This window comes from Arthrobacter sp. A5, from assembly GCF_051131705.1.
Taxonomy (GTDB): domain Bacteria; phylum Actinomycetota; class Actinomycetes; order Actinomycetales; family Micrococcaceae; genus Arthrobacter_M.
The window spans coordinates 1907564-1933352 of record NZ_CP180316.1; the positions used below are offsets into that span (position 1 = coordinate 1907564).

Sequence of the window (25789 nt, forward strand, 5' to 3'; positions counted from 1 at the left end):
CCCTAGAAGAATGCTCGGTCCCGGTGCCCATCGAATTCCTTACGAAACCGGGACGAATCCGGGTACAGGCTCCTGGACCCAGCTCAGCAAGGGTCCGCGAACATATGCTGGACGAGTGAACACCACACAGTATTCCGCCACCCCGGGCGATCTTGGCGGGCGCCGTATTCTCCTGGTGGAGGATGAGGAGATGATCGCCAGTGTGGTCCGCGGTTATTTGGCTCAGGCCGGCTTTCTGGTGGACATAGCGGCGGACGGCTTCACGGCGCTGCATCTGGCCAAGACGCATTCCCCCGACCTGATCATTCTCGACAGGATGCTACCCGGCTTGGACGGGGCGGAAGTCTGCAGACGAATCCGCGAAACCATGGACACGCCCATCATTCTGCTCACCGCGCTGGCGACGGAGGATGACCGCATTCTGGGCCTCGAAATGGGGGCCGACGATTACGTCACCAAGCCCTTCTCACCACGCGAGCTCGTCCTGAGGGTCAAGTCCGTAATGCGGCGAAGCATCAAGGAATTCAGCCCGGAGCCGCCGGTGGAACTGGCCGGTTTCGCCCTGAATCCGTCGGCCCGAATCATCACCTCTGACGGCCGGCCGTTGGTTCTGACGGTGCGGGAATTCGATCTGCTGGCATTTTTCCTGCGCCGTCCCCATCAGGTTTTCAGCAGGGAACAGCTGATCCGCGGAGTCTGGGGCTGGGATTTTGGGGACCTCTCCACGGTGACAGTGCACGTGCGCAGGGTCCGTGAGAAAATCGAAAGAGACCCAACAAAACCGGAGTTGCTCAAAACAGTATGGGGAGTCGGGTACCGGTTCGACGCCGGCGTGGCTGACCCCTCCACGGCGGCAGCGAGTGCCCCTGATGTCAGCTGACGATCTGGTGACCATTGTGCGTCTGGTTGTGCTGTGGGCAGTCACAATCGGTGCCGTCACGGTGTTCCTTCAATGGTTGTTGCGCCGCTCCTCCATCGTTGTCCAGATCTGTCTGGTGGTGGTGTCCGCCGTAGGCATCATGGTGGCGGGAATGATCGGTGCATTTAACGCGATGTTTATTTCCGCCCACGACCTTGAGGTGATGTGGTACATCGTGGGCATCGCGTCGGTCGCGGCCGTCGCGGTCGCCGTCGTTCTGGGACTGGGGGTTGCCCGCAACACCCGATCACTGGTCAGCGCCGCCCGGAGCATCGGACGCGGCGAAACCGTGGCGCCAACGCGTAACGTCAGCTCCGAGCTGACCGCCCTGGCCTCGGAGATGAAATCCACCAGCGAAAAGCTGGAGGAATCCCGCCGCCGGGTAACAGCCGCCGAAGCCGCGCGCCGGGAACTGGTCGCCTGGGTCTCGCACGACCTGCGCACACCGCTGGCCAGCATGCGCGCCATGGCGGAGGCTCTGGAGGACGGCATGGCGACCGACGTTTCCGCTTATCACCACAAAATCATTGCCCAGGTGGACGAAATGGCGGTGCTGGTCAACGATCTGCTGGAGCTCTCCAAGTTCCAAGCGGGAACAATGGTGGTCACGAGGGAGACCATGGATCTGTACGACTTGGTCAGTGACGCCATCGCGGATCTGGCGCCGCTGGCTGAACGGCGGAACATCGAAGTCAACGGGGACGGCGTGCAGTCCACTCTCGCTGCGGTCGATGGTGCCTCGCTGGGTCGGGCCGTGCGGAACGTGATGATGAATGCCTTGATGTACACCAGGCATGGCAGCACGGTGTACATCGCGGTGAACACGGAGCCCGGCTGGGCCACGGTGGTGGTGGAGGACGCATGCGGCGGGATCCCCGCTGAGGACCTGCCGAAACTGTTCACCACAGGATGGCGAAGGTGCAGCGGCCGCGGCAGGAACTCCTTCAGCGGGGCGGGCGTGGGGCTCAGCCTGGTGGCCGGGATAGTTCGGGCTCATCACGGCGCCATTGAGGTGGAAAACGCGGGGGACGGGTGCCGCTTCAGCTTGCGCATACCTACGGCGACTGCCGGCGGTGACGGACCTTTGCCCGGCCAGTAGGCGGCGAGAACCGATGGCGGACCGGCGGAAAATACGTGTTCGTCAACCGCCCTGTAGAACATCTGATTCAGCTGCACGCACTTCAGCTGCACGCATTTCAGGTGCACGCAAGGGAACGTCATTCACAGTTCCACCTGACGCCGCGTTATTCAGTCGGGCGGTTCTGCTCCCGCACCTCAGGTACCTCACGCACCTGCAGGGTCGACGGCGGGACATTGAGTATGCGCGCCAGCTCGGCGCCGAGCTTACCGGCCATTTCCGCGTCTTCGTCCTGCAGGCGGCGGAGCTCGCCCTGCAGCTCCTGAATAATATAGGCTGCCCGGCGGAGTTCGTCCGGTCCGGGGTCGGGGAGCGTGAGCAGGATGTTTATGTCCCTGACCCGTATGTACTTTTTGGTGAAGTCGTCCCAACGCTTTCTGCAGGCATCGCGGTCCGCGTAGAACCGCGGCTCGTAGCGGACGCCATGACTGTGCAGGGTGGTCCAGCTGACGCTGCCGAACTGCGGGACATCGGGGGCGTATTGTTCGCTGATGCGCGTCTCGACCGTCAGCTGCTCGGTGCCGGGATGATTGGTTTGATACAGCGTGAGCCGCAGCGCCGCACCCGTAAAGTCGGAAACGTCGGAGACCGAAGTAGAGAAGGTCATGGTCCCGACGGACCTGTCCGGCTGGCCCGGCAGGTCCGCCCGGTCGAGGTCAACCGGTCCGGAAACGGTCAAAGATCCGCCGCCGGCAACGTCCGTACCGTCGATCACCCACGAAACGACGGGATTGCCGAAGCCCGTCGGCCGCACGGTGCACACCAGATACGAGTTCGGATCAACCCAGTTCCAGGAGTACTCAGCCTTTGGGCACAGCAAACCAGGAGTGATGACAACGACACCGCCAGCGGACGAGGATTCAAACCCGGCAATCTCCTCGGTGCCGATGGGGGACGTGCGGCGGTAATCGTCGAACAAGGGAAACAGATTGCACCGTTTCGGCGCGTAGGTGATCTGTCTTCGGCTTGGACCGGTCGCCGGGAAGAAGGGTGGGAAGAACCGGTTGACCAGATTGCTGAATTCGTTCCAGCCGCCCGATGATCCCGTGAGGTTCCGGTAGGTGTCTTCGAGGGTGGGGCCGCCCTTGGTGATGATGTCCTTGACGGCGAATCCCTTCTGCGTGTGCAGGAAGTGCAGGAAAAGGAAGGCGCAGCCGTATCGTCCGGCCTGCTGGTCTTCGGGATCGGTCCTGGTAACCCAATCCGGCCTAGTCGGATCGTTAAGCCAGGCGGTGACCCGGCCCGGTCCGTGCCGCAGCTGGCTGTCATAGTAGCCGGCCCGGTAAAACAACTCGGCCAGGTACTGCGAGAGTCCCTCACCGTTCGAACCGCCCGGGTTCCAGCTGGCGCCCTTGCGGGAATTGCGCAGGGACATCATAACCTCGCACATCTCGGCCACGAATTCCAACCGGACGCCGGTGTCGGCCGTCGCTGCAGGATTCACTCCGGACCACGCCGTAATCGTAATGAGGGTGCTGCCGTCATTGTGGTAGCCAAAATTAGATGCAAGACCGCCGCCCGGATCCCCAACCAAAATCGTCGCCCGGTTGCCCGAGTCGAATCCATTGTGCTCGTCGAACAGCTCCTCGAGCCTTGTCAAGTCCTGCTCACAGGAACTTTGCAGGGCTGCCGCGCGCTGCTGGGAGCCGTTAATGGTGTCGTCCCATTGGTAGACCAGCCGCGCAGAGGTTCCCTGCACCTGAATCGTCATGACTCCCACCCACCCCGCCTCGTGCCGTTCCGGACATCCTGCCCGTGTGCGCCCATGCTGGCCCGCCGCCGGGCGGTTGTCAACGACCCGCAGTGGGAAACGTTTGGAAGTCCATAAACTGTTGCATGCCTACCCGGTTAGGCAAACGTTTAGGAGACACGCCGAGTTTCGGCAGGGACTCCGGCTGACAATGGTCAAACTTCAACGGTGCCCATAATCGTTGGCACCGGCTGAGCTAGCCGGATAGGCATGAACTGCTATACGTTTTCGCCGCCCGGTGCCACACTGATGACGTAACGTGAGGGCGATGCGGGACGGTGAGTACAGTTGAACGAGCGGCTTCCCATCATTTTTGTGCGTGGCTTCGCGGGGGGCCAGGGCGCCATCGACGTCGCGGTGGACGACCCGTTTTACGGATTCAATGAGGGCTCGACGCATATCCGCGTCGGAGCGGAGGGCAAGCCCCGGTTGTATCAGTTCGAAGGGCCGCTGCTGCGGTTGCTCAATGAGCAGGGCTATCACGTCTGGGTTGCCGGCAGCCAGCAGCAGGTTCTGCTCTCCACGGGCCCGGGCGAACTTCCCCCGGATTCGGTGTGGATCTACCGGTTCTACGACGAGGAATCCGGATCGTTCGGCAATGACCCCAAACCGTACGACATCGGAACCTCGGCACAGGGACTGGTGGCCTTCATCTCCTTGGTGCGGTCCAAGACGCAGGGGTACCCCCGGGTCAACCTCGTGGCGCATTCGATGGGTGGCCTGATCTGCCGGACGGCGCTTCAGCGGCTGATGGCGGACCCGCAACAGATCGTATCCAAACTGTGCACCGCCGGCACCCCGCATGGCGGGATCGATCCACAACTCGGCGGCGGAGTTGGCGGCTGGTTGATGGATAAATTCGGGCCCGACGGATCGAACATTTTCAGCCCCGATCATATGCGCGAATACATGCTGCCGGCGGGTGCCGGAGAAGATGATGGCGTCGATCCGCGCACCGGGCAGTGGGACCCCCGACGGATGGTGGGTCCATTCCCGGCGGCGCGGGTGCTGAGCATCGTCGGAACGGATGCGGGGGATTATGCCGTCGCCAATGGACTCTCCTCGGCGGTCATGGGAGTACAAAGCGACGGTCTGGTGGCCATCCGTAACGCCTATGTCGTCGGTTCGGCCCGTGCCTACGTTCACCGTTCGCACAGCGGCCGGTACGGCCTGGTCAATTCCGAGGAAACCTATCAGAATTTGAAGTGCTTCTTCTTCGGCGGCCTGCGGCTGGAAGTCGGGCTGCGCGGCCTGGTACCGGCGGACCTGGAGGACCGCGTCTGGCAGGCCGATGTGCGGCTGGCGGTGCGCGGCATCCCGGTGCTGTTGCACGAACAGACCGCTGCGCATTACTGTCCCGTCGACATCAATGCCGAGGCCAAGCAGCTTTCCACGCCGGATTCTCCGGTGCCGCTGGTCACGCTCTTTCTGGAGCCAGAGGCGGCCAAAGGGTGCCGTTACGCGTTGGATATCAGCGTGACTTCGCTGGACGAGAACGGCGGCATCCTCGGGTTCTGGGACCATCTGGAACAGGTTGGGGATTGGGAGGACACACTGATCCTGGACGTTGGGCCACGCGATAGCGACGGGCTGCCCGGCGTCCGGTGGCAGTGGAACAGCGAACTCTACGGCCGGATCGCCGGCCAGGAGCAACTGGCCAATACCGTGGATTGGCGCACCGGCACCCGGGACAACGACAGTCCACCCACCGTCCCACTGACCGACACAGGCAAGAAACTACTGGGTGCCGCCGCCTGCCTCACCCTGACGGCAACCCCTTGGACTTGACGGAGATCCAGGACCGCACCGAGCGGGGGTCGTGGACCGCGGATCGGTTCAAGTGCTCGTCTCCTCCGTTGATCTGTCGGCTTTCGAGCCACGGATCTGCAGGAATTTGTTTGTATATCGACAATAAAACGCAGCTGAGAGTCGTTCGGCCAAGCCGGTCGCCGGCTTCCGGGTGGCGGATGTCTTAGGGCGTGCTGCCCGCGATGTTGATCAGCCAGCTGACGCCGAACTTGTCGGTGCACATGCCGAAGATATCTCCCCAGGGCGCGGCCTCGAGTTGCATCGTGACCGTCCCCCCGGCCGAAAGGCCTTCCCAGAAGCGACGCAGTTCGGCTTCGTCGTCGCCGCTGAGGGAAACGGAATAGTTGTCTCCTGGCGTGTAGCTCATACTGCCGGGGGTGTCGGCGCCCATGAGTGTCAGGCCGCTTTCAGTGACCAGCATCCCGTGCATAATCTTGTCCTGCTCGGCCGGATCTTCGCTGGCATGGGAATCGCCGAACGTGCTCAGTGTCAGTTCGCCGCCGAATACCGATTGGTAAAATTCCATCGCCTGCCTGGCCGTGTCACGAAAGCCAAGGTACGGATTGAGTTTGGTATTCATGGAAATGCTCCTTGGGTTGATTGGTGGGTGGTCCATTCCACGCGGTGGCAACGCCGGAGGCCAGTTCGGATTGATGTGAGCCGCGTCACCTGCGCTGTCGTCTCCTATATTATGCGGCAGGTTCGACAGTCACGCACGGGAGCATGGACCGACGGGCAAACCGGGATTATCATACTTTTACTCATTATGCAATCGAGAAGGCGATGCAACATGCAAAAAATTTATGCCTGGCTGGCGGCGATCGTGCTGGCGGCCGGGTTGGGGCTCGTGGTACCGGGCCCCGCGACGGCCGCCCCCTACTGCGGGATTACCTGGGGCTCGCTTGACAAGTCCAACTCCCTGATGACGAGCGCGCCAATCGCTGCTGTCCGGGCCGGTCAGCACGACTGCTACGATCGTCTGGTCATCGACATCGGGGGTAAGGGCGCCGGCTACAACGTGCGCTATGTTGACGCGGTTTACGCGCAGGGCTCCGGCCGGGTTGTTCCGCTGAAGGGGGGCGCGTTTCTCAGTGTGACGGCAGCTGCGCCTGGTTCCGGCATAGTCGGGAACGACGTGGTGACTGTCGCCGGCTACCAGACGTTCCGCGAGGTGGTCTATGCGGGCAGCCTGGAGAACCGCACCACCTTCGGACTGGGCGTGCGTGCACGGCTGCCGTTCGAGGTCTTCACCCTTGACGGCCCCGGTGGCGCCTCAAGGCTGGTGATCGACGTCGCGCATTATTGGTGAGATCGCCGAGCAGCAGTTCATCAGTTTCTGCGCCCTCGGTCAGGACCACGGCGTGATCGGGCGGGGTCGGGGTGTGCCGTCAATCACCAGGTCGGTCTTTTCGTCGAAAAACGCGAGATGTCCCCGCACGGGTTGGGCATCCAGCAGCGGGTTCTCGTAATGCCAGATCAGATCTGCCACGATATCCCCGCCGGCGCGCACCGACCAATACGCTGCTTCTCCCTTATATGCGCAGTAGGTCGTCGTCCGGCTAGGTTCCAGAGCCGCAGTGACCTCGTCCCGCGGAATGTAATACCGCACCGGCAGCATGGTCTCGAAGAGCAATAGGGGGCGCACGGTATCGGCGAGGACCTCGCCGCCGAGCATGACCTGCACATGCCGCGACGAACTGCGGATGTCGATCCGGTGAAAGGGATCGTGTGGATGGCTGATGATTTCGTCGTCCTCCTCGAGCCACCGATCGAATCCGGCGAAATCGAGGATCACGTAACCGGACAGGTCCTCATCACTGGGGCGGAAGCCTAGCGCCGAGCGCCCACTCCCCGGTACCCGGATTTCTACGGACTGCCCCGCGATGCTGCGCACACCGAAGGGAATTCTCGGATCGAGCACCGGCAGATCCGTTACGTCCGGGACCGCGAAGCCCACCGCAGCGCCCGTTTCCTTGACCGGGTCCGCGGCCGAGCCGACCAGCTGTGCCGCGATATCCTCCACCGGCACTGCATAGGTGGGAACGACGCGGCGGGGCTCCCACACCAGCACCGCGCGGTTGCTGTCGACGACGGTCCCGCCCGCCAACCGGGCGCGCACTCGTTTGGCTACGGGCTCGTGCCGCAGTTCTCCGAGCTGCCCTCCCCAGGCGTCGCGCAACCGTATGCTCATGTCAGTCTCCTCGCGTTCCCGACGTTACTTCGAAAAAAGCATCCGCGGCAGCGACGGGACGAGCCGCCCGTTACTTCAGCGGCGGCCACGACGAGAACGGACCGTCACGGGTTTTCGCGGGACCCGATCCCGCCGGCCGTAATCCCGCCGACCGTAATCCCAGTATTCGACCGCCCCTTATCGGTGTCAATGGCCGCGCAGGCTCAGCCGTACGTACCCGCCGCGAGGGCACCTGGCTCCGAAGTTCGTGGACTGCCGGATGCCGCCGATATGGAGATCGCTGCCCGTCCCGCATATCGCTGCCGTGGACGTTCGTTGTCTGGGGAGCATAATGAGACCAAGCTGAAGGCTACGCGCGAAGGAGGCACGGACATGGCGGCCAAGCGGGACGTGCAGGTCCGCAGGATTTACGAGGAAGCCAAGGACGACGACGGTGCCCGGGTCTTGGTGGACCGTATCTGGCCGCGCGGGGTGTCCAAGGGCAGGGCCGAACTGGACGAGTGGTGCAAGGACATCTCGCCCTCTACTGAGCTGCGCACGTGGTACGCCCATGACCCGGACAAGTTCGACGAATTCGCCAGACGTTACCGGAAGGAGCTCGAGGAGCCGCCGCGGGATGACGCGCTGGAACATCTGAAAGGGATGGCGACCGAGCAGCGCCTGACCTTGCTCACCGCCACCAAGAACGCCGACATCAGCGAGGCCGCCGTGCTGGCCAAGGTAATGCGCGGCTAAGGCCAGCCAACTCGCCGACCGCACGACTCCCGAGAGGACCATGGATATGAACAAGGACTCAGTCCGCACCGGCGCCGCTTCGGTGGGCTTACCGGACGGCGTCCGGGCGTGCCTGTTCGACCTGGACGGCGTGCTCACCAAGACGGCCCTGGTCCACGCCGCGGCCTGGAAGGAGATGTTCGACGGCTACCTGCGCGCCTCGGCCGCGCGCGGGGGTACGGCGTTTGTGCCTTTCGATCCGGTGGTGGACTACGACCAATATGTGGACGGGAAGTCCCGGGCCGACGGCACCCGCGCCTTCCTGGCCGCCCGCGGCATCGTCCTGCCGGAAGGCAGCCCGAAGGATGAGACCGAAGGGCAATGGGAGGAGGAAAAAGGGGAGAGCAGCGCCGGCGGCTCCGTGGACAGCGCCGCGGCCGCGCGGGAGAGCAGCGTCGGCGGCTCTGAAACCGTCGAGAGCCTCGGCGACCGCAAGAACCGCATTGTGCTGGGCCTGATGAAGGAAAACGGCGTAGAGGTCTATGACGGCTCGCTGCGGTACGTGCACGCCGTCCGATCCGCGGGGCTGCGCTGCGCCGTGGTGTCCTCCAGCGCGAACTGCCAAACGGTGCTGGCCGCGGCGGGAATACAGAGTCTTTTCGATGAACGCGTGGACGGCATCACGGCCCAGGCGCAGAAGCTGAAGGGAAAACCGGCGCCGGACATGTTCCTGGCCGCCGCCCGCGCGCTGGGAATGGAGCCGGAGCAGTGCGCCGTTTTCGAGGATGCACTCGCCGGCGTCGCGGCCGGCCGGGCCGGCGGCTTCGCGCGGGTCGTGGGCGTGGACCGCGCCGGGCAGGCGCAGGCACTGGGGGACTCGGGTGCCGACGTCGTCGTTTCCGATCCTGCTGACCTGCTGGACCGCGTCGTGAGGGAGCAGCCATGATCGAACACCCCAACTTTCCCACCGAGCCGTGGTGCCTGCGCGAAACGGCCTTGGACCTGAACCGGCTGGCGCAGACGGAGTCCGTCTTTGCGCTGTCCAACGGGCACATCGGCTGGCGGGCCAATCTGGACGAGGGGGAACCGCACGCTCTGCCTGGTTCCTATCTGAACGGGGTCTTTGAGCTGCGTCCGCTGCCCTATGCGGAGGCGGGCTACGGCTATCCGGAATCGGGGCAGACGGTCATCAACGTCACCAACGGCAAACCGATCCGGCTGCTGGTCGATGATGAGCCGTTCGATGTCCGCTACGGGGAGCTGACCTCGCATGAGCGTCGCCTGGACTTCCGCACCGGACTGCTGCACCGCACGGCGGAATGGGTCTCACCGGCCGGCCGGGACGTGCGGGTCACCTCCACACGGATGGTCTCACTGGTCCAGCGCTCCATCGCCGCGATCTGTTATGAGGTGGAGCCTCTGAGCGGACCGGTTCGGATAGTTGTTCAGTCTGAGATCATCGCCAATGAGCAGCTTCCTCGGCCGAGCGGGGATCCGCGGGTCGCCGCAGTGCTGGAATCCCCGCTGGTCCACGCCGAGAATGCTGCCCATGGGGCCGGCGCGGGTCTGGTGCACACCGTGGCGGGGTCCGCGCAGATCGTTGCCGCGGTGATGGATCATGTGGTGGACGGGCCGCCCGGGACCAGCGTGGAGGCGGTAAGCTTTCCGGACCTGGGGCGCACCACCATCACCGTTACGCTTGAGCCCGGTCAACGACTGCGGCTGATCAAGATGGTGGGCTACGGCTGGTCCGGCTCACGCTCCCTGCCGGCGGTCTGGGACCAGGCGGACGCGGCGCTCGCGGGGGCAATGCATACCGGCTGGGACGAGCTGTGCGCGGAACAGCGGGCGTTTTTGGATAAGTTTTGGGCGTGCGCGGATGTGGAGCTCGACGGCGATACCCGGATTCAGCAGGCGGCCCGCTTTGCCCTGTTCCAGGTTCTGCAGGCCGGGGCCCGGGTTGAGGGACGGGCGATTCCGGCTAAGGGCCTGACCGGGCCCGGCTATGACGGACACACCTTCTGGGACACGGAGACCTTTGTGCTGCCGGTGCTGACCTACACCTCTCCGGACGCCGCCGCGCATGCACTGCGCTGGCGGCACACCACGTTGCCGCTCGCGCTGGACCGGGCCGAACAGCTGGGACTGCAGGGGGCCGCGTTTCCGTGGCGCACCATCCGCGGCGAGGAATGTTCGGCGTATTGGCCGGCCGGGGCAGCGGCCTTCCACATCAATGCCGACATTGCCGCCGCCGTCGTCCGTTATGTCCGTGCCACCGGCGACCTTGCGTTTGAGCGGACCGTGGGGCTGGACCTGCTCGTGCACACCGCACGGTTGTGGCGTTCGCTGGGCCACCACGACGGGCGCGGCCGGTTCCGGATTGACGGAGTGACCGGCCCGGACGAATACAGCGCCGTGGCGGACAACAACGTCTACACCAATCTGATGGCGCAGCAAAACCTCGGCGCCGCCGCGGACTCCGCGACCCGGCATCACGAAGGAGCAGGGAAACTCGGCGTCGACGCGGAGGAGATCGCCAGCTGGCGCGATGCGGCCGCGGCCATGTTCATCCCGTACGACGATGCCTTGGGCGTGCATCCGCAGGCGGAAGGATTCACCGGGCACAAGGTGTGGGACTTTGCCGCCACCACCGATGCCGAGTATCCGCTGCTGCTGCACTTTCCCTACTTCGACCTGTACCGCAAACAGGTGGTCAAGCAGGCGGATCTGGTGCTGGCCATGCAGCTGCGCCCGGATGCCTTCAGCCAGGAGCAGAAGGCGCGCAACTTCGCCTATTACGAGGCGCTGACCGTCCGCGATTCTTCCCTGTCCGCGTGCGTGCAGATGGTGCTCGCGGCCGAGGTCGGGCAGCTCGGCCTGGCCGATGACTACCTGGCCGAGACCGCGCTGATGGACCTGGATGATCTGGAACACAACACGGAGAACGGCCTGCACATTGCGTCCCTGGCCGGAGTGTGGACCGCGCTGACCGCCGGGTACGGCGGCATGCGGGACACCGGGATGCCCGACGGCGGCGCAGTACTCAGTTTTGCACCGCGGCTTCCCCCGGGGCTGAGCCGGCTGGCGTTCGGCGTGCTGGTGGGCGGCCGGACACTGCGGCTGGAGATCACGCCTCTCGCGGCCTCCTACGTTCTGCGGAACGGTAAACCGATGGAAATCCTGCATCATGGCCAGCCGGTGACGGTCACCAATGGTGAACCGCTGGTCTGCCCCATTCCGGACGCGCCCGCTGCCGGACCCCGGCCCACCCAGCCGGCGGGACGGGTGCCGCGGCGGCACAGCCGTGACGGGCACTGACGGGCCATTCGGGCCCTCGGCGACGGGGCGCCCGACCCGCGATTGATTGCCCCGCGGATGCTTTCCATCCTGGGGTGGCCGTGCCAGAGTGTGAATCACCTTTGCCGAACGCGTAAGGAAGGCCCCGCGATGAAAACCCATGAAACACCGGACAACATCACCCCCGATCGGACACTCGTGCCGCCTTCGGGCAGCCAATACGAGATCCGCTCCGGGGATCAGACGGTAGTCCTCACCGAAGTGGGGGCGGCCCTGCGGGCCTACACGGTAAAAGGGCGTTCCGTGCTGGACGACTACGCGGAGGATGAGCACTGCACGGGCGCCCGCGGGCAATCCCTGATTCCCTGGCCCAACAGGATTTCCCGTGGTCATTACGGCTGGCGCGGCAGTAGCCGGCAGCTGGATCTTACCGAGCCCGACAAGCATGGCGCGATCCATGGTCTGACCCGTTGGGCCAACTGGACCGTGACTGATCACGGGCCGGCTAGGGTCAGCTTCACCTACGTTCTGCATGCGTGCCCCGGCTGGCCCTCCGTCCTGCGGTGCCGGCTGGACTATTCCCTGGACGAGTACGGTTTAACGGTGCGCACCAGCGGGACCAACGTCGGGACTACGGCATGCCCGTATGGCACCGGTGCCCACCCCTATCTCAGCGTTGGCACGCCCATCATCGACGGGGCGTCCGCGCAGGCGCCCGGTTCGGTCTACCTCCCCGTGGACGAGCTGGGAATTCCGACGGGTCGGAAGCCGGTGGACGGCACTCATTATGACCTGCGCACCGAAGAAGAACTCGGCGCCCGGGAGATTGATGTTGCCTACACAGATCTGCACCGCGGGGCCGACGGGCGGGCCCGGGTCAGGCTTGTGGCGCCGGACCGCGCCGCGGGGGTGGAGTTATGGGTGGATGAGTCCTATCCGTACCTGGAAATTTTCACCGGCGACACTCTGCCGGAGCCGGGTCGCCGCCGGACCGGACTGGGGGTTGAACCTATGACATGCGCACCGAATGCCTTCAATTCGGGGGAGGGACTCATCACGCTGGAGCCCTGGGAAAGCCACACCGCGTCCTGGGGGATCAACCCGTACCCCGAACTCTAAAAATCAGCAACGCGCCACTGACAGGTATCCCGCTCCAGTGCCGACAGGGAACGATGATTCCACAGCCGTCGACTCGGACAAAAAACGACACCTCTCCGCGGAATTTGTCCTTCTATGGACGCAATCAAAACATCTCTAAATGTAACGAGTGTTACGCTCGGACCATGAGCATTGAGACGACAGCGGATAGCAGGAGTAGGCCCGGCAGCGCATGGATTGTGCTAATCGTGAAGGTGCCGGCTGCTCCTTCACGCCATCGCGTCGCCGTGTGGCGCGCGCTGCGCAGGATCGGAGCCGTCCCCGTCGGCCAAGGCGTGTGGACGGTGCCAAATGTCCCTGCCTTTGTGGACGGGGTGAGCCGGGTCATGGATCTGGTGGCGCAGGGTGAGGGCGAAATTATTGTGCTGGACACCCGGGGGCAGTCGGATGCGGATGCCGAGAAGATGCTGGCTCTGTTCACTACCGCCCGGGAGGAAGAGTGGTCGGAATTCCTGGCCGATTGCAAGAAATTTGAGACCGAAATCAGCAAAGAGATTAACCAGGACAAACTCACCATGGCCGAACTTGAGGAGGAAGAACAGAGCCTGGAAAGGTTACGCCGCTGGCACCACGATCTGAAGAAACGCGATGTTTTCGTTGTGCCTGCCGGGGTAGATGCGTTGGCGCGTTTGCGCGAATGCAGCGCCCGGTTGGAAGAATATGCTGACCTAGTTTATGCCCGAGTGCAGCAAATATAAGCATTCACTCAAGCTGGACCGTCCGTCCGGACAGAGAGGCAGGTTCCTATGGCTGGAATCGTAGACAGCATCGTGAACGTCAATGCCGTACTGGTCTGCGTCATCGTGTCCTCGTTGGTCTTCGCCGAAGACGCACTGTTCGTGGGCTTCGTCCTGCCGGGTGAGACCGCGGCTGTTCTGGGCGGGGTGGTCGCCAGCCGGGGGCATGTCCAACTCTGGCTGATTTTGGTTCTCGTGGTCCTGGCCGCGATCATCGGGGACTCCGTCGGGTATGAGGTCGGAAGGCGCCTCGGCCCCCGATTGCTCGAACTGCGGATCCTCAACAAACGCCGCGCCCGCCTCGACGATGCACAGGACTTCCTGCGCCGGCGCGGGGGCGCGGCCGTGTTCCTGGGTCGGTTTGTCGCCTTTTTCCGCGCGGTCATGCCCGCCCTCGCGGGCATCTCGCAAATGCCCTACCCTCGGTTTTTGGCCTTCAACGCCGCCGGAGGCCTCGTCTGGGGAACCGGGTTCGTCCTCCTTGGGTTCCTGGCCGGGAACTCTTATGAGGCAGTAGCCAAAGCCGTGGGCCGGGATATTGCCCTGGTCATCGCACTCTTGGCAGTCGCCACCCTCATTATGTTGCGTGTGCGTAAAGCCCGGCGGGACCTCCACCGCACCGCAGAGGACGAATGACCCACTCTGCATCCCGGGTCCCTGTCGGCGCCAACCCGGGGGCACCATGGATAAGGGGCCGGCTCTCTCGGCTGGACCGGCTCTCTCGGCGCAACCCCGTCATCAATACCGGGTTCGGTGTCCGGCAACGATAGGCGGGAATCGATAGATGGAGGCTGCAGTGGGAGTGAAAGCGTCGGTAATTGCTTTTGATGTTAACGAAACCCTTTCTGATATGTCACCCATTGGGGTCTGCTTCGGCGAGGTCGGCGCCCCGGAATATCTGGCCAAGGCGTGGTTTGCGAGTCTGCTGCGCGACGGTTTTGCCCTCGCGGCGGCCGGTGGCAGGCAACATTCGCCGAGATCGCCGCCGAAGCACTACGCGGGCTCCTTCACGTTGTCACACTGAACCGGGACCTGGCGGACGCGGTGGAGCACATCATGCTGGGGTTGGCGGGCCTGCGCCCCCACCCGATGTCGTTGCCGGTGTCCGGGCACTGTCCGCGGCAGGTTTCCGTCTGGTGACCCTGACCAACGGCTCCACCTTGATCGCCGAGAAATTGCTTACCCAAGCCGGGATCCGCGAAGAGTTCGAACAGCTTCTCTCCGTTGAGGACGCACCCGCTTGGAAGCCTGTCAGGGGTGCGTTCGACTATGCCGTGGGTGCATGCGGGGTCGACGCAGCGCAAATGATCCTTGTCGCCGTCCATCCCTGGGATATTCACGGAGCAACGCGTGCCGGACTGCAGACCGCGTGGCTGAACCGCATCGGCACCCCTTTCCCCGGCCCTAATGTCCGTCGGCGCGAGGGGTGGTGCATGAGTGTGGAGTCGTGAACAATGGGGCCATGAATGAGATGAATCTGAGCGCCGTTGCCCTCGTCTGTGCACTGACGCCTTCACCGGAGCCCTCCAGCAGCGAACTGCTGGCGCGGCAGATCCTTGAGCACCTTAAGAATCACGGCGTATCCGGTTCGGTCCTGCGGGTCGTGGACTGGGATGTACATCCGCGGTGGCGGCCGTTGTCGGAAATGGGGACGGCGCCCATAAGGTCAGCGCTGACATGTTTCAGGGCCTGAATGACATCGGTTTCGCCATCCCCGCCCAAGGCATGACGTACTGGGTGGGTGGAGCAATGCAGACCACTGATTTCAAAGGTCTTGAGGAAGTCCCGGAGAAAGTGGCATCGGCCACCGCCGTGGCTGCCCGGCATGCGGGGCACCTTGCAACCGTTCTGCGGAAGAATGCCTTCTCTGCTGGATAAAAGTCCACTGCCGTCTCGCTTGTCGTTGAAATGAATCTGCCGCTGCCCATGGCGCCCGGTATCGAGTACGGGACCTGGCCTCGGCAGGAAGTGAAGGATTCATGAATCTGTGACCATCCGTGCTGCCGTTCACAGCGAACTACATAGTGTCAGCCTTGGGTTTGCCCGGTCCTGAGTCGGATGCCCATCCGGGAGCCGAACCGGAACCAGAACCGATCCATTGTTATTCAATCGAGGGAATGTCATGGCTATTAATAATAGGAGTTTCTTCATCGTCCCGGCAGCGGCTCTGCTGCTGGCTGTGAGCGGCTGCTCATCAGCGGGCACGAGCGCGGGCACGGGCACCGGGAGCAGTAGCGCTGCGGGCGGCACGTCGTCCATGGCTATGACCGCTTCGCCCGGCACGGCAACCGCCCCAGCCGGTGGTTCCTCTGCCTCGGCTACGCCGGCCACTGCGTCCGATACGATTCACATCAAAGGTTTCGCTTACCAGGGACCGGACAGCGTCGCCTCCGGCGCCATGGTGACCGTGATGAATATGGACAGCGCAGCCCATACTGTGACAGCCGATGAGGGCTCCGCATTCGATGTGACCGTGAAACCCGGGGAAAGCGTCACCTTCACAGCCCCCACTGCCCCGGGAACATACAAGTATCACTGCACGTACCACGGCAATATGCATGGGACGCTGGTCGTCAAATGAGCCGCAACCGCCGGGCCGACAGTAGGGCCGTCGGTCTGACCCTTCGGGTGCTGACGGCCGCAGGCCTGGCCGTGGACGCGGTGATCCACGTACGGTTGGCACCGGGATACCAGCTTGCCGCCCCGGACGGCATTGGACAGGGCAACCTGTTTTATCTGGAATCAGCGGCTGCCATCCTGGCGGCGCTCTATGTCTTGATCCGGGGAAGCCGGCCCGCATTTTTGCTGGCCCTCGTCGTAGCAGCGGGCGGATTGGCTGCCGTGCTCCTGTACCGCTACGTCGACCTTCCGCCGATCGGCCCGATACCCTCCATGTATGAACCGGTTTGGTACCTGGAAAAAACCATCAGCGCCATCGCTGAGGGACTCGGCGCGCTCTTCGGTCTCGCTGGGCTCGTGTACCTGCGGCGCGTTGCTGCCAGGAACGGGATGCGGGCCGGCGCCCACGGATGACCGGCGCCCACGAGGGACCGGAGAATGTCGCAGGAATAGTAAATCTGCGGCGGTCGATGGGCTGTGACCTTTGACTAGAAATGGCAGTCTAATCGCAGGGTTAGGTGGCCTGTCCGTAGCATCAATGCACAATTCAGGGTGGCGCACCCATCACCACCAGCGCTTCGGGTCGAACTGCTTGAGTTCATGGAGTCGTCGCAACAACTGAGTCGGTAGCGGACCGCTCAGTACCGGCTGCCGTCATGCGGTGAGGTCCCGCCGCCGGATCAGGAAAGCCGCAAGTGCGGCTCCGGCGAGGGCGCTGACGGTCAGGGTCAGGGCTCCGTCGGGGTCGAAGGGTTCAGCTGGCATGGCGGAGGAGTGACGGAACGGGCTCATATCCTGCAACCACAACGGAAGGCCGAGCAGCTCCCCGAACTGGCCCAGGATCAGCCCGACGGCCAGGAATCCCCAAGCCAGCGCGCTGCTCAACCGGGGAACGACAGCGAAGGCCAGTGAAGTTACAGCCGGGAAGACAGCTGCGGCAGGGACGTGCGCCAGCGCGGCGGCCACGATCAATCCTCCCTGGCTGTTGCCTGCCCCCGACAGACCCAGCCCGACGGCCGCCGCAGTACCAGCGGTTGTAGCCACCGCTGTCACGGACAAAGCGGCTATAGCCAGGGTCCCCGCCAGCCATCGGGCACGGGACGCAGGGACCGCGAGGAGCAGTTCGGCCCGGCCCTCGGCCTCTTCGGCCCGAAGTCGAAGCACCGCCTGGATTCCGGCGGCAGCAGCGAGGACACCTGCGATGCCCAGCAGGGCAGTGGTAAGGAGATCGACGACGTCGGCCTGGCCGCCCGGCACGAGGCGGCCAATCAGTTCCTTAAGGGACGGGTTGCCTGCCAGCGCGTCCCTGACCAGGGGAGCGAGGCCGCCTGCCACGGCGCCGATTGTTGCGGCGGCGAGGCACCAGCCGGCCAGTGTGGAGCGTTGAAGACGCCACGCAAGGCCCACGAACGAGGCGCCTCCGGCGCCGGCCCGCTCCTTCCCATAGCGATCGTGCAGGACGCTGGCGCCAAGATCCCTGCGGTTCCTGACCAGTACCGCTGCCGCGGCCAAAACCAGCGCGGCCGCGGCCAGAACCAGAAGCGGCACGGGATCGGCCGACGAGAACGGTCGGGACCGTTGGCCCCAGCCAATGGGTGAGAACAGCGATGGCCACGCCGCTTTGACGTGCATCAGGTCAGCATCCGGGGTGCCGAGGGCGGCCCCGATGCCCCGGACAAGATAAGCGGCACCGATCAGGCCTGCGGCGACCCCGTTCGCGCTGCGCCCGGACGGCATAACCTGCGCAACCACCGCGGCAGCGGCCACGAAGAACAAACCCACCGCACCCACCGCTGCCCCTGCCACGAGCGACCCGGAAGCCGGCAGACCAGCGGCTGCGAAACCGGCCGTGACCGACCCGGCCAGGACCAGGTTCGCGCAGGCACCGACCAGGAGCGTCGCCGCCAAGGGGGCGACGCGCGGGACCGGGGCGGAGCCTATGAGTTCGGAGCGTCCGAGCTCTTCATCGGCACGCGTGTGCCGCACGACAAGGAAGGTGCTCATCAGACCGGCCAGGACCGCGGTAGACGAGTAGACCTGGAAGAACACCACCGCCCCGATACCGGTGCCATCGGGCAGCCCGCGGAGGAAAAGAAACGCAGGGCTTGCCGCGGCAACGGAAATGATCGCAGCCCGTTCGTCCTCGTTTCCGAACTGGCCGGCCACCGCGATGGAAGTGACAAAGCCCAGCCCGGCGATGCCCAGGATCCACACGGCAAGGATCCAGCGGTCCCGGCGTGCCTGGACCATGGCCAGCCGGACCACGGCGCCCATCAGCGTACCTCCCCGTTCGGCACACCGTGGTCCGATTCCGTGTAATGGCGCATGAACAACTCCTCCAGCGAGGGCGGGGCCGCGGTAATGTCGGTGACGCCGGCCGCCGCGAGACCTTCCAGGACGGGGCCTAGGTCAGCGGCGTCGGCATTGAACTCGGTTTCGGTTCCGTCGCTGTGCAGGTCGTGCACGCCAGGCAGCGCCGCCAATACTGCCGGATCCGTCGCGGCCGTGAATCGGAAACGGGTCCGTGTCAGGTGCCGGAGCTCGGCCAGGGTTCCCGATTCAACGGCTGTCCCGGAGCGGATGATGGTGACCCTGTCACAGAGCTGCTCGACCTCGCTGAGGATATGGCTGGAGAGCAGCACCGTCGCCCCGTCGCGCCTGACACGCTGGACCTGGCGCCGGAAAACGGAGTCCATGACCGGATCCAGGCCCGCGCTTGGTTCATCCAGAAGGTACAGGCGGGCCGGGCGGGCGAACGCGGCGATGAGTGCCGCCTTCTGCCGGTTGCCCTTGGAATAGGTCCGGGCCGTCCGCCGCGGGTCGAAATCGAACTCGTCGACGAGCTCGCGGCGCAGCCGTTCATCCGCCCCACCGCGCAGACCCGTGAGCAGATCGATGACTTCCCCGCCGGAAAGATTAGGCCACAGACTCACGTCGCCGGGAACATAGGCGACATCGCGGTGCGCCCGGGCAGGGTTCATCCAAGGGTCCAGGTTGAAGACGCGGGCGGTGCCTGAGGTGGGACGAATGAGGCCCAGGAGTATCCGGAGAGTGGTTGACTTGCCGGCGCCGTTGGGTCCCAAGAAGCCGTGGACCTCGCCGGTCCTGACGCTGAGATCGAGACCGGCCAGTGCGGTGGTCCGGCCGAAATTCTTCGCCAGCCGGGTGGTTTCAATGACGGGAGGTGATCCTGTGTGCATGGTCGTTCCGTTCCTTGGTCGCAGCGCGCACGCCCAAGGCGACCGCCAAGGGCGTTCCGCGGGCTTTTCGCGCGCGGGCCGACCAGGCTTCGCGGCTCTCCGATCTACAGCTTACAAGTACCAAACCAGCCGGGGAAGACCAGCGCGGGCGCCCCCGGCCCGGATGTGTCGGCTAGCCCAACCACACGCGAACGGCCGCCCAGACCTGGATGACGTCGCGAACATCGTGGAACAGTCCACTCGGGACGGGATGCTGACGGACGCCAGCGGCACTCTCACCGCGGCGTTCGAGTTCACGGTCAAACCGTGACAGACGTTGAGGTTCCCGTCGGCGGGATGGTGCTCCTGCCGCAGTCATCCACCCCGGCAGAGATCCATCCGGGAGTCGCCAAGCACGGCTATCCCAGGTACATCCTCACCAACGACGGCAACACCACCGGCGTGCCCTTCTGGAGGACATCAGCAAAGAACTGGTCGGTGAAGTGCAGGACGCCACGAGCGCCCTAACCTGGGCGGTGGGTTCCTCCGAAAACGCCACAAAAAAGGTGCGGCTCCGCGGGAGCCGCACCCTTTCTTAGATTCGGGAGTCAGTCATTCTTGAAAGCGTCCTTGACCTTCTCGCCCGCCTGCTTCAAATCCGACTTGGCCTGATCGCCTTGGCCTTCTGCCTTGAGGCTCTCATCACCTGTTGCTTTGCCGGCGGCCTCTTTGCCCTTGCCGCCAAGCTTCTCAGCGGCGTTACCGATCTTGTCATCCAAACCCATGGTGTTTCTCCCTACGGTCGGCTCCCGCCGGCAGACCGCCAGCGGCTAACCCTTCCATCCTACCCACGCTTCGGCTGGGGGCCCAGCTTGCAGTCTCTGCCAACAGCGCGGACCGGCGGATATGATCAAACCATGCCCGGACCCGCAGATGCTCTTGGCCCAATCCTGGAACTGATGACGTGGGTGGGCTTCGTACCCGGCATTCCGCTGCTGGTCGCCGGTTGGGTGGTGGCCAAACGCCGCTGCCCCTGGACCAGCACTACCGCTGAGGTCTTCGAAGCTGGCGGGTACAAGGGTTTCCGGTGGTCCGACGGGGAGAACGCCCCTCACCTTTCCCTACACACCGCGGAGGAAACCCGAGGGCTGGAGCCCGGCAGCGAAGTCGTGCTCCATTTCGACGCGTGCCACCCGGGCCGGTGGGGCCTCGTCCCCCACCGGCACGATAACACCGTTATGACCGTTGGATGGATCCTGACCGCGGTCGGGATCGTGTGCACCCTAGCAGGGTTCATTCTGATGATGTTCTAAACGGCGAGACCTGCGCTGCTCTGCTGGAGGAAACCTGTCTTAGCAAGCGAGTCTCAGCGACCATGACATTCGCCTCCTCGCCTGCGTCGTCGCCTGGAAACACCGTCCATGAAGGACCGTTCATGAGACGCTTCGCGTGTTTGCCGATCCGGGCAGGCTGCCGGGTTTTTGCCGGTCTTTTCCAGGTGCTGGTCCACGCAGATCGGTGCGCGGGTGCTGATGTGCACGGGCTCGGCATGGATTTGTTTGGGCGAGATGAGTTCGTGGAGACGGCCTTGAGGGAACGGAGCGTCATCGTCGAGACCGGGACTGACTGGGTTTCCTTCGTCGCCCGCGACGGTAACCTCATCACCGATCAAGACCCCAGTCCTCCGAAGACGTGGCGAAGGAAGCTATCAAGGTCCTGGCGAAGTAGCGCCGCTTTTCAGGCCAAGCACGACGGCGCACGGTTGCCGAAAGGCGGCCGACGGCGGCGGCCGTCCGCCGCCGTCGTGCCGCCCAGCGGGCTTCCCCGGTATCGAGAGGCTGCCGCGTCCTGGGCAGATCGCTCTTCGTGTGCAAAGGGCACGGCCCGAACACGTCAACATGGCCTGGGTTTCTGCGGCGGTTCGGTCCTGTTGGGCTGTCGGAATAAGTTTTTGAAGATTTTTTGCCCGGGGGCCGTATTTGTCCTGCTTCGCTCTTATTTTGTCGGTGGGGTCTCTTAGTCTGAAGTCAGTAACAAATCGAAGTCTTCGCTGGTGAGGATGACCGGCCCGGATAGAGGCGGTGGGAGCGGATGGAGATTAGTCTAGATAACGTCGCTCAGGTGCTGGCCGCCGTCGCCGCGAAATACCCGGGCCGTGCCCGCTCGGCCGGATCTCCCGCGAGCGGTGAAAATTCCAAGCAACCAGATACTGCCGGATCAGCCGAACCAGACGCTGCCGGATCGGCACACGATATTGCGGGGTCAGCCGTTCCCGGCGGCGTCGTCATTCCTGCTGGTCCTGCCGGCGGTATCGAAGTGCGGCTGGGTATAATCGATGCGCAGCTCGCGGGGATTTTAGCGACGGACCCGCGAGCCGTATCGCCCGCGTCCTGGCTGCCGATCCTCGATACGCTTGAGGTCCTGCACCGGCGCTTGGACGCCGTGTACCTGCGCAGCGTCGCCGCCGCAGACCAGACCGGTGCGGCGGCTTTCTCCGGGCTCGGCACCCGCAACGTGCAGGACTACCTCAATCACGGGGCCGGAATCGAACCGGGCCGGGCGAAAGCCGATGTTGAGGCCGCTCGGGCCCTGCATACCAGTTCCGTCGGCCGGAGCCTTCTGACGCGCGAAGCAACACTGAATGCCGGACCGCTGGCCGCGATGGGCCCAGGTCTGGAGAGCGGGGAGATCACCGCCGCGCACATCCACACCGGCGTGAAAGTGCTGGAGAATCTTCCCACCCGGCTGCTGACTGGGACGACCACCGCCGCGATCGGGGCGTTCCTGGCCCGGCAGGCGCCCACTCATCAACGTGAGCAGTTCCGTAAGCTCGCCGCCTTCCTGATAACGACCTGCGAAACGAACATCAACGACCACTACGATCCCCAGGCGTTCCTACGTCGGAGGCTCACCATGGCTGTGGATATCACCGGCATGGTGTACGGCTCGTACCAGCTCGATCCGGCCGCCGGAGCCGAATTCAGGGCCCTGCTGGATCCTTTGTCTGCGCCGACCCCGGACCAGCAGGCGCCTGACGGGGCGTTCAACGTCACCGATGAAAGGACGCCGGATCAGCGCCGGGCCGACGCGTTGACGGACATCACCCGAGCCGCGACCGCCTACTTGGGCTTCCCCGGCCGACCCGCCACCGCCGCCGACTGGCGGCAGCGCTGACGCCGGCGGCCCCAACGGCACAGCGGGCACCGGCGAGGCGGGTAAGTCGGGCGAGGCGGATGCTTGGGTGGTCCCGGCGTCGGATGAGCAGGACCGGGAAGCTGCCGCGGCAGCGCAGGCGCGGGACCTCTTCGGCCTCACCCCCATTGCCGGCACCACCCACTGTAATCCAGGCCGGGCCGCACGGCTCCGGCCAGGCCGGCGTCCGGCCAGGATTACCATTACCACCACCTTTGACCAGCTCCGCAGCTACCCGGAAGATATGGTGGCAGCCCTCAGGGATGACGCACCCAGACGCGACCCAGCCGGACCCGACGCAACCAGAGATAACCCAGCCAGAGTCGACGTGCCCCCACCCGCCGGCGCGGGCGTCAAACCACCGGAACCACCGGTCGCTGATGATGAATCACCGGAATCACCGGAACCGCCGGAACCACCGGAACCACTGGAACGACCGGAACCGCCGGAACCGCCGGAACCACCGGAACCACTGGAACGACCGGAACCACCGGAACCACCGGAACCACCGGAACCACCGGGTCGGACCCCCGCCACCGGGACCGGTACTCCTGCCCGCGAATGGCTCCAGGTCACGGACCGGGAATGGAAACGGCCCGATCCCACCGCTACAGGCAACGGCTGGCCGCAGGAATCCGCAGAATCCGATCCCGGCAACGGCTGGCCCGGCGGCATCGGCCCGGCCAGCACCACCACCAACAACGGATGGCCCGACAGTAACCCGACTGCCCCCGGGACCGGCTGGGAACAGGCCGGCTCCGGAATCTACCTCCCCGGTTCCAGTCCAGTCTGTACCTGCGGCAGAGGGCCTAACACACCCCTGGATCCCACACACTCCTGGTGCGACCAACTCGGCAGCATCACCCCCGGCATGTTGGCCCGGCTGGTCTGCGGCGCGACCTTCGAACGCGCCGTCCTGGACGCCAAGGGCGCCTTCCTGGACCTCGGCACGGCGGTCCGCCTCGCCTCACCGGCCCAGCGCCGAGCGGTATCGATCCGCGACGGCGGCTGCATCAGACCCGGCTGCAATCGTCCACCCAGCTGGTGTGATATCCACCACATAATCTGGTTCACCAACGGTGGCCCCACCGACGTCATCAATCTGGCACCAGCGTGCCCGGCGGACCATTCCCTCTTCCACGCCGGCATCCTCGAAGCAACCATGATCGACGGCATCCCCTACGTCCGCTACGGACCCAACGCCGTTATCCGCGCCGGCCTGCGGCCATACCGCGCCGGCACAGCCAACAACTGGACCCGCAACACGTACTTCGACGACCTCAAAGACGCCCGAAACCTCGCCCGAACCATCATCACCGCCCGCGAACTATAGATACGGTTTCCCGTCCGGCCGCGATGAACAAGCCGATGACGCAGAGATGACACAGAAATCATCCGAGGGTTGAATATCTGCGAGGCCCCGCCCCGCTATCGTGCAGCAGCCCACTGGACGCAGGGTCCACTCGGACGGCCCTGGGATAATGTTGGAGTCCTGATCGCGCAACCGGCGCCCACCTATCTCGCCCACCGGTTCTCCCACGAGAGCCCCGTCTTCGGAGTCATCCCGGTCATGGCCGAACAAGTATCACGCACACAAGCCTCTATGAGTGTCCTCACAGTGCTGCGGAGGCCGGAGCTCCTGAGCAGGGAAGTGCTGGCCGGGATCGTCACCACGCTTGCGCTGGTGCCGGAAGTCATCTCGTTCTCAGTCATCGCTGGCGTGGACCCAATCGTCAGCCTCATGGCGTCGATAGTTCTGGCGATCACCATGTCGATCCTGGGCGGCAGGCCGGCGATGATCACTGCTGCTGCCGGCTCCGTCGCTCTCGTCGTCGCGCCGCTGGTGAAGGCGCACGGTGTCGAATACATCTTGCCGGCGGTGATCCTCGCCGGCGTCGTCCAGATCCTGTTCGGTACGTTGGGATTGGCGCGGCTGATGCGCTTCATTCCGCGCTCGGTGATGATCGGCTTCGTCAATGCCTTGGGTGTTCTCATTTTCATGGCGCAGGTGCGTCATCTGATCGACGTCCCGTGGCTGGTCTATCCGTTGTTCGCCCTGACCGTCGTGATTATCCTGGTGCTGCCGCGGTTCACAAAGGCGGTGCCGGCACCGCTTGTCGCGATCGTCGCCGTCACAGCGATCGTCATCTTCGCCGGCCTCACCGTTCCGAACGTTGCCGATGAAGGTCCACTCACCGGCGGACTTCCCGGTCTCACCTCATTCGTCGTTCCGCTGAACCTCCACACACTGCAGATTATCTGGCCAACCGCACTGAGCGTGGCGTTTGTCGGCCTGATGGAAACGCTGCTGACCGCCAAGCTGGTCGACGATTTGACGGACACCCGGTCGCACAAGGGCCGCGAATCCTGGGCCCTGGGAGTGGCCAACATTGCTGCAGGCTTCTACGGCGGCATGGCCGGCTGCGCGATGATTGGTCAGACGATCGTCAACGTGAAGATCGGCCGAGCCCGTACGCGCATTTCATCCCTTGTCGCCGGACTGTTCCTGCTGGCCCTCGTGACGGGCCTGAGTTCGATCATGGGACAAATTCCCATGATGGCCCTGGCCGCAGTCATGATGATTGTCGCCGTCACCACCGTCGACTGGCACAGTGTCAAACCATCGACTGTAAAACGCATGCCGGTCCCGGAAACTATCGTCATGAGCGTGACGGTGATCGTCGTCGTGGTGACCGGCAACCTCGCTGTCGGCGTCCTCGTGGGCGTCGTCCTGGCCATGGTGTTGTTTGCGCGCAGAATCGCGCACGTGATTCGTGTCGACCGAATTCCGGCCGACGACAGGACGTCAGTGACGTACGAGGTCCGCGGACCGCTGTTCTTCGGTAGCAGCAATGACCTCGTTGATCAGTTCTCTTACGCGCTCGATCCGGCACATGTGACCGTCGATCTCACGCACGGGCAGATTTGGGACGCGTCCACCGTTGCGGCCCTCGATTCGATTGAAGCGAAGTACCGTGCCCATGGAGCAATGGTCGCCTTCCGTGGACTCGACGAGCACAGCTTGGCCTTTCACCAGCGCCTTACCGGGCAGTTCGGGGCCTAGCAGGGCAGTGCAGTCCGCAGGT

The 25789-nt window shown here is 64.3% G+C and carries 26 protein-coding genes; 20 read left to right on the plus strand and 6 right to left on the minus strand.

Annotated features, from left to right (window positions below; translation table 11 throughout):
- Positions 1-115 precede the first annotated feature (115 nt).
- The gene (locus tag ACLLJI_RS08880; protein WP_434620412.1) at positions 116-880 is read left to right on the plus strand and encodes a response regulator transcription factor; all 765 of its coding nucleotides are present in this window, start codon (positions 116-118) and stop codon (positions 878-880) included.
- Positions 870-2018 carry a sensor histidine kinase gene (locus tag ACLLJI_RS08885; RefSeq protein WP_434620415.1) on the plus strand — a complete coding sequence of 383 codons (1149 nt, stop codon included), beginning with the start codon at positions 870-872 and terminating at the stop codon, positions 2016-2018. Before ACLLJI_RS08880 ends, ACLLJI_RS08885 begins: the two co-directional genes overlap by 11 nt.
- 145 nt (positions 2019-2163) lie before the next feature.
- Here ACLLJI_RS08885 and ACLLJI_RS08890 read toward each other — a convergent pair whose 3' ends face one another.
- Positions 2164-3768, minus strand: a complete 1605-nt coding sequence (locus tag ACLLJI_RS08890) for a hypothetical protein (RefSeq protein ID WP_434620418.1) — start codon at positions 3766-3768, stop codon at positions 2164-2166.
- A gap of 327 nt (positions 3769-4095) precedes the next feature.
- On the opposite strand from ACLLJI_RS08890, the gene ACLLJI_RS08895 reads away from it, so the two are divergent.
- Complete coding sequence (locus tag ACLLJI_RS08895; RefSeq protein ID WP_434620421.1) at positions 4096-5595, plus strand: esterase/lipase family protein; 1500 nt, start codon at positions 4096-4098, stop codon at positions 5593-5595.
- A gap of 184 nt (positions 5596-5779) precedes the next feature.
- On the opposite strand, the gene ACLLJI_RS08900 is transcribed toward ACLLJI_RS08895, so the two are convergent.
- Positions 5780-6196, minus strand: coding sequence for a VOC family protein (locus tag ACLLJI_RS08900; protein ID WP_434620424.1), 417 nt, complete (start codon positions 6194-6196; stop codon positions 5780-5782).
- Between the two features lie 210 nt (positions 6197-6406).
- Between ACLLJI_RS08900 and ACLLJI_RS08905 the strand changes: the two genes are divergently transcribed.
- Positions 6407-6925, plus strand: coding sequence for an AMIN-like domain-containing (lipo)protein (locus ACLLJI_RS08905; RefSeq protein WP_434620427.1), 519 nt, complete (start codon positions 6407-6409; stop codon positions 6923-6925).
- Positions 6926-6964: 39 nt separating this feature from the next.
- Here the strand turns inward: ACLLJI_RS08905 and ACLLJI_RS08910 are convergent, their stop codons facing one another.
- Positions 6965-7807, minus strand: coding sequence for a DUF427 domain-containing protein (locus ACLLJI_RS08910; protein ID WP_434620430.1), 843 nt, complete (start codon positions 7805-7807; stop codon positions 6965-6967).
- 372 nt (positions 7808-8179) lie between these two features.
- Between ACLLJI_RS08910 and ACLLJI_RS08915 the strand changes: the two genes are divergently transcribed.
- From ACLLJI_RS08915 to ACLLJI_RS08965, 11 genes are all read left to right on the plus strand, one after another.
- Positions 8180-8542 (plus strand): DUF488 domain-containing protein, encoded by a 363-nt coding sequence (locus ACLLJI_RS08915; RefSeq protein ID WP_283559110.1) that lies wholly within the window; start codon positions 8180-8182, stop codon positions 8540-8542.
- A 46-nt stretch (positions 8543-8588) separates the two neighbouring features.
- Positions 8589-9467, plus strand: a complete 879-nt coding sequence (locus ACLLJI_RS08920; protein WP_434620434.1) for an HAD family hydrolase — start codon at positions 8589-8591, stop codon at positions 9465-9467.
- Positions 9464-11839: a glycoside hydrolase family 65 protein gene (locus ACLLJI_RS08925; RefSeq protein ID WP_434620437.1), complete on the plus strand. Its 2376-nt coding sequence runs from the start codon at positions 9464-9466 to the stop codon at positions 11837-11839. The genes ACLLJI_RS08920 and ACLLJI_RS08925 overlap by 4 nt, the downstream gene beginning before the upstream one ends.
- Before the next feature lie 129 nt (positions 11840-11968).
- Positions 11969-12937: an aldose 1-epimerase family protein gene (locus ACLLJI_RS08930; protein ID WP_434620440.1), complete on the plus strand. Its 969-nt coding sequence runs from the start codon at positions 11969-11971 to the stop codon at positions 12935-12937.
- A 227-nt stretch (positions 12938-13164) separates the two neighbouring features.
- The gene (locus tag ACLLJI_RS08935; RefSeq protein WP_434620443.1) at positions 13165-13674 is read left to right on the plus strand and encodes a Chromate resistance protein ChrB; all 510 of its coding nucleotides are present in this window, start codon (positions 13165-13167) and stop codon (positions 13672-13674) included.
- 48 nt (positions 13675-13722) lie between these two features.
- A complete protein-coding gene (locus ACLLJI_RS08940) occupies positions 13723-14349 on the plus strand; it encodes a DedA family protein (protein WP_434620446.1) in 627 nt (208 codons plus the stop codon).
- 148 nt (positions 14350-14497) lie between these two features.
- A complete protein-coding gene (locus ACLLJI_RS08945) occupies positions 14498-14737 on the plus strand; it encodes a hypothetical protein (RefSeq protein WP_434620449.1) in 240 nt (79 codons plus the stop codon).
- Between the two features lie 112 nt (positions 14738-14849).
- Entirely contained in the window at positions 14850-15164 is a 315-nt protein-coding gene (locus ACLLJI_RS08950) for an HAD hydrolase-like protein (protein ID WP_434620452.1), read from the plus strand.
- A gap of 175 nt (positions 15165-15339) precedes the next feature.
- Positions 15340-15591, plus strand: a complete 252-nt coding sequence (locus tag ACLLJI_RS08955) for a hypothetical protein (RefSeq protein WP_434620455.1) — start codon at positions 15340-15342, stop codon at positions 15589-15591.
- Positions 15592-15835: 244 nt separating this feature from the next.
- Positions 15836-16294, plus strand: coding sequence for a cupredoxin domain-containing protein (locus ACLLJI_RS08960; RefSeq protein WP_434620458.1), 459 nt, complete (start codon positions 15836-15838; stop codon positions 16292-16294).
- Positions 16291-16746 carry a hypothetical protein gene (locus ACLLJI_RS08965; RefSeq protein ID WP_434620461.1) on the plus strand — a complete coding sequence of 152 codons (456 nt, stop codon included), beginning with the start codon at positions 16291-16293 and terminating at the stop codon, positions 16744-16746. Before ACLLJI_RS08960 ends, ACLLJI_RS08965 begins: the two co-directional genes overlap by 4 nt.
- A gap of 240 nt (positions 16747-16986) precedes the next feature.
- Here ACLLJI_RS08965 and ACLLJI_RS08970 read toward each other — a convergent pair whose 3' ends face one another.
- Together ACLLJI_RS08970 and ACLLJI_RS08975 are read right to left on the minus strand one after the other, a co-directional pair.
- Positions 16987-18606, minus strand: coding sequence for an ABC transporter permease (locus tag ACLLJI_RS08970; RefSeq protein WP_434620464.1), 1620 nt, complete (start codon positions 18604-18606; stop codon positions 16987-16989).
- Positions 18606-19532, minus strand: coding sequence for an ABC transporter ATP-binding protein (locus ACLLJI_RS08975; RefSeq protein ID WP_434620467.1), 927 nt, complete (start codon positions 19530-19532; stop codon positions 18606-18608). Before ACLLJI_RS08975 ends, ACLLJI_RS08970 begins: the two co-directional genes overlap by 1 nt.
- A 306-nt stretch (positions 19533-19838) precedes the next feature.
- On the opposite strand from ACLLJI_RS08975, the gene ACLLJI_RS08980 reads away from it, so the two are divergent.
- Positions 19839-20039, plus strand: a complete 201-nt coding sequence (locus ACLLJI_RS08980; RefSeq protein ID WP_434620470.1) for a hypothetical protein — start codon at positions 19839-19841, stop codon at positions 20037-20039.
- 80 nt (positions 20040-20119) lie between these two features.
- Here ACLLJI_RS08980 and ACLLJI_RS08985 read toward each other — a convergent pair whose 3' ends face one another.
- Positions 20120-20296 carry a CsbD family protein gene (locus ACLLJI_RS08985; RefSeq protein ID WP_283559123.1) on the minus strand — a complete coding sequence of 59 codons (177 nt, stop codon included), beginning with the start codon at positions 20294-20296 and terminating at the stop codon, positions 20120-20122.
- A 132-nt stretch (positions 20297-20428) separates the two neighbouring features.
- Between ACLLJI_RS08985 and ACLLJI_RS08990 the strand changes: the two genes are divergently transcribed.
- The 4 genes from ACLLJI_RS08990 to ACLLJI_RS09005 all read left to right on the plus strand — a co-directional run bounded on the left by ACLLJI_RS08990 (position 20429) and on the right by ACLLJI_RS09005 (position 25767).
- Positions 20429-20824: a hypothetical protein gene (locus ACLLJI_RS08990; RefSeq protein ID WP_434620473.1), complete on the plus strand. Its 396-nt coding sequence runs from the start codon at positions 20429-20431 to the stop codon at positions 20822-20824.
- Between the two features lie 778 nt (positions 20825-21602).
- Positions 21603-22685, plus strand: a complete 1083-nt coding sequence (locus ACLLJI_RS08995; RefSeq protein ID WP_434620476.1) for a DUF222 domain-containing protein — start codon at positions 21603-21605, stop codon at positions 22683-22685.
- A 67-nt stretch (positions 22686-22752) separates the two neighbouring features.
- Positions 22753-24036: an HNH endonuclease signature motif containing protein gene (locus ACLLJI_RS09000; protein ID WP_434620479.1), complete on the plus strand. Its 1284-nt coding sequence runs from the start codon at positions 22753-22755 to the stop codon at positions 24034-24036.
- Between the two features lie 270 nt (positions 24037-24306).
- Positions 24307-25767 carry a SulP family inorganic anion transporter gene (locus ACLLJI_RS09005; RefSeq protein ID WP_434620482.1) on the plus strand — a complete coding sequence of 487 codons (1461 nt, stop codon included), beginning with the start codon at positions 24307-24309 and terminating at the stop codon, positions 25765-25767.
- Positions 25768-25789: the final 22 nt, after the last annotated feature.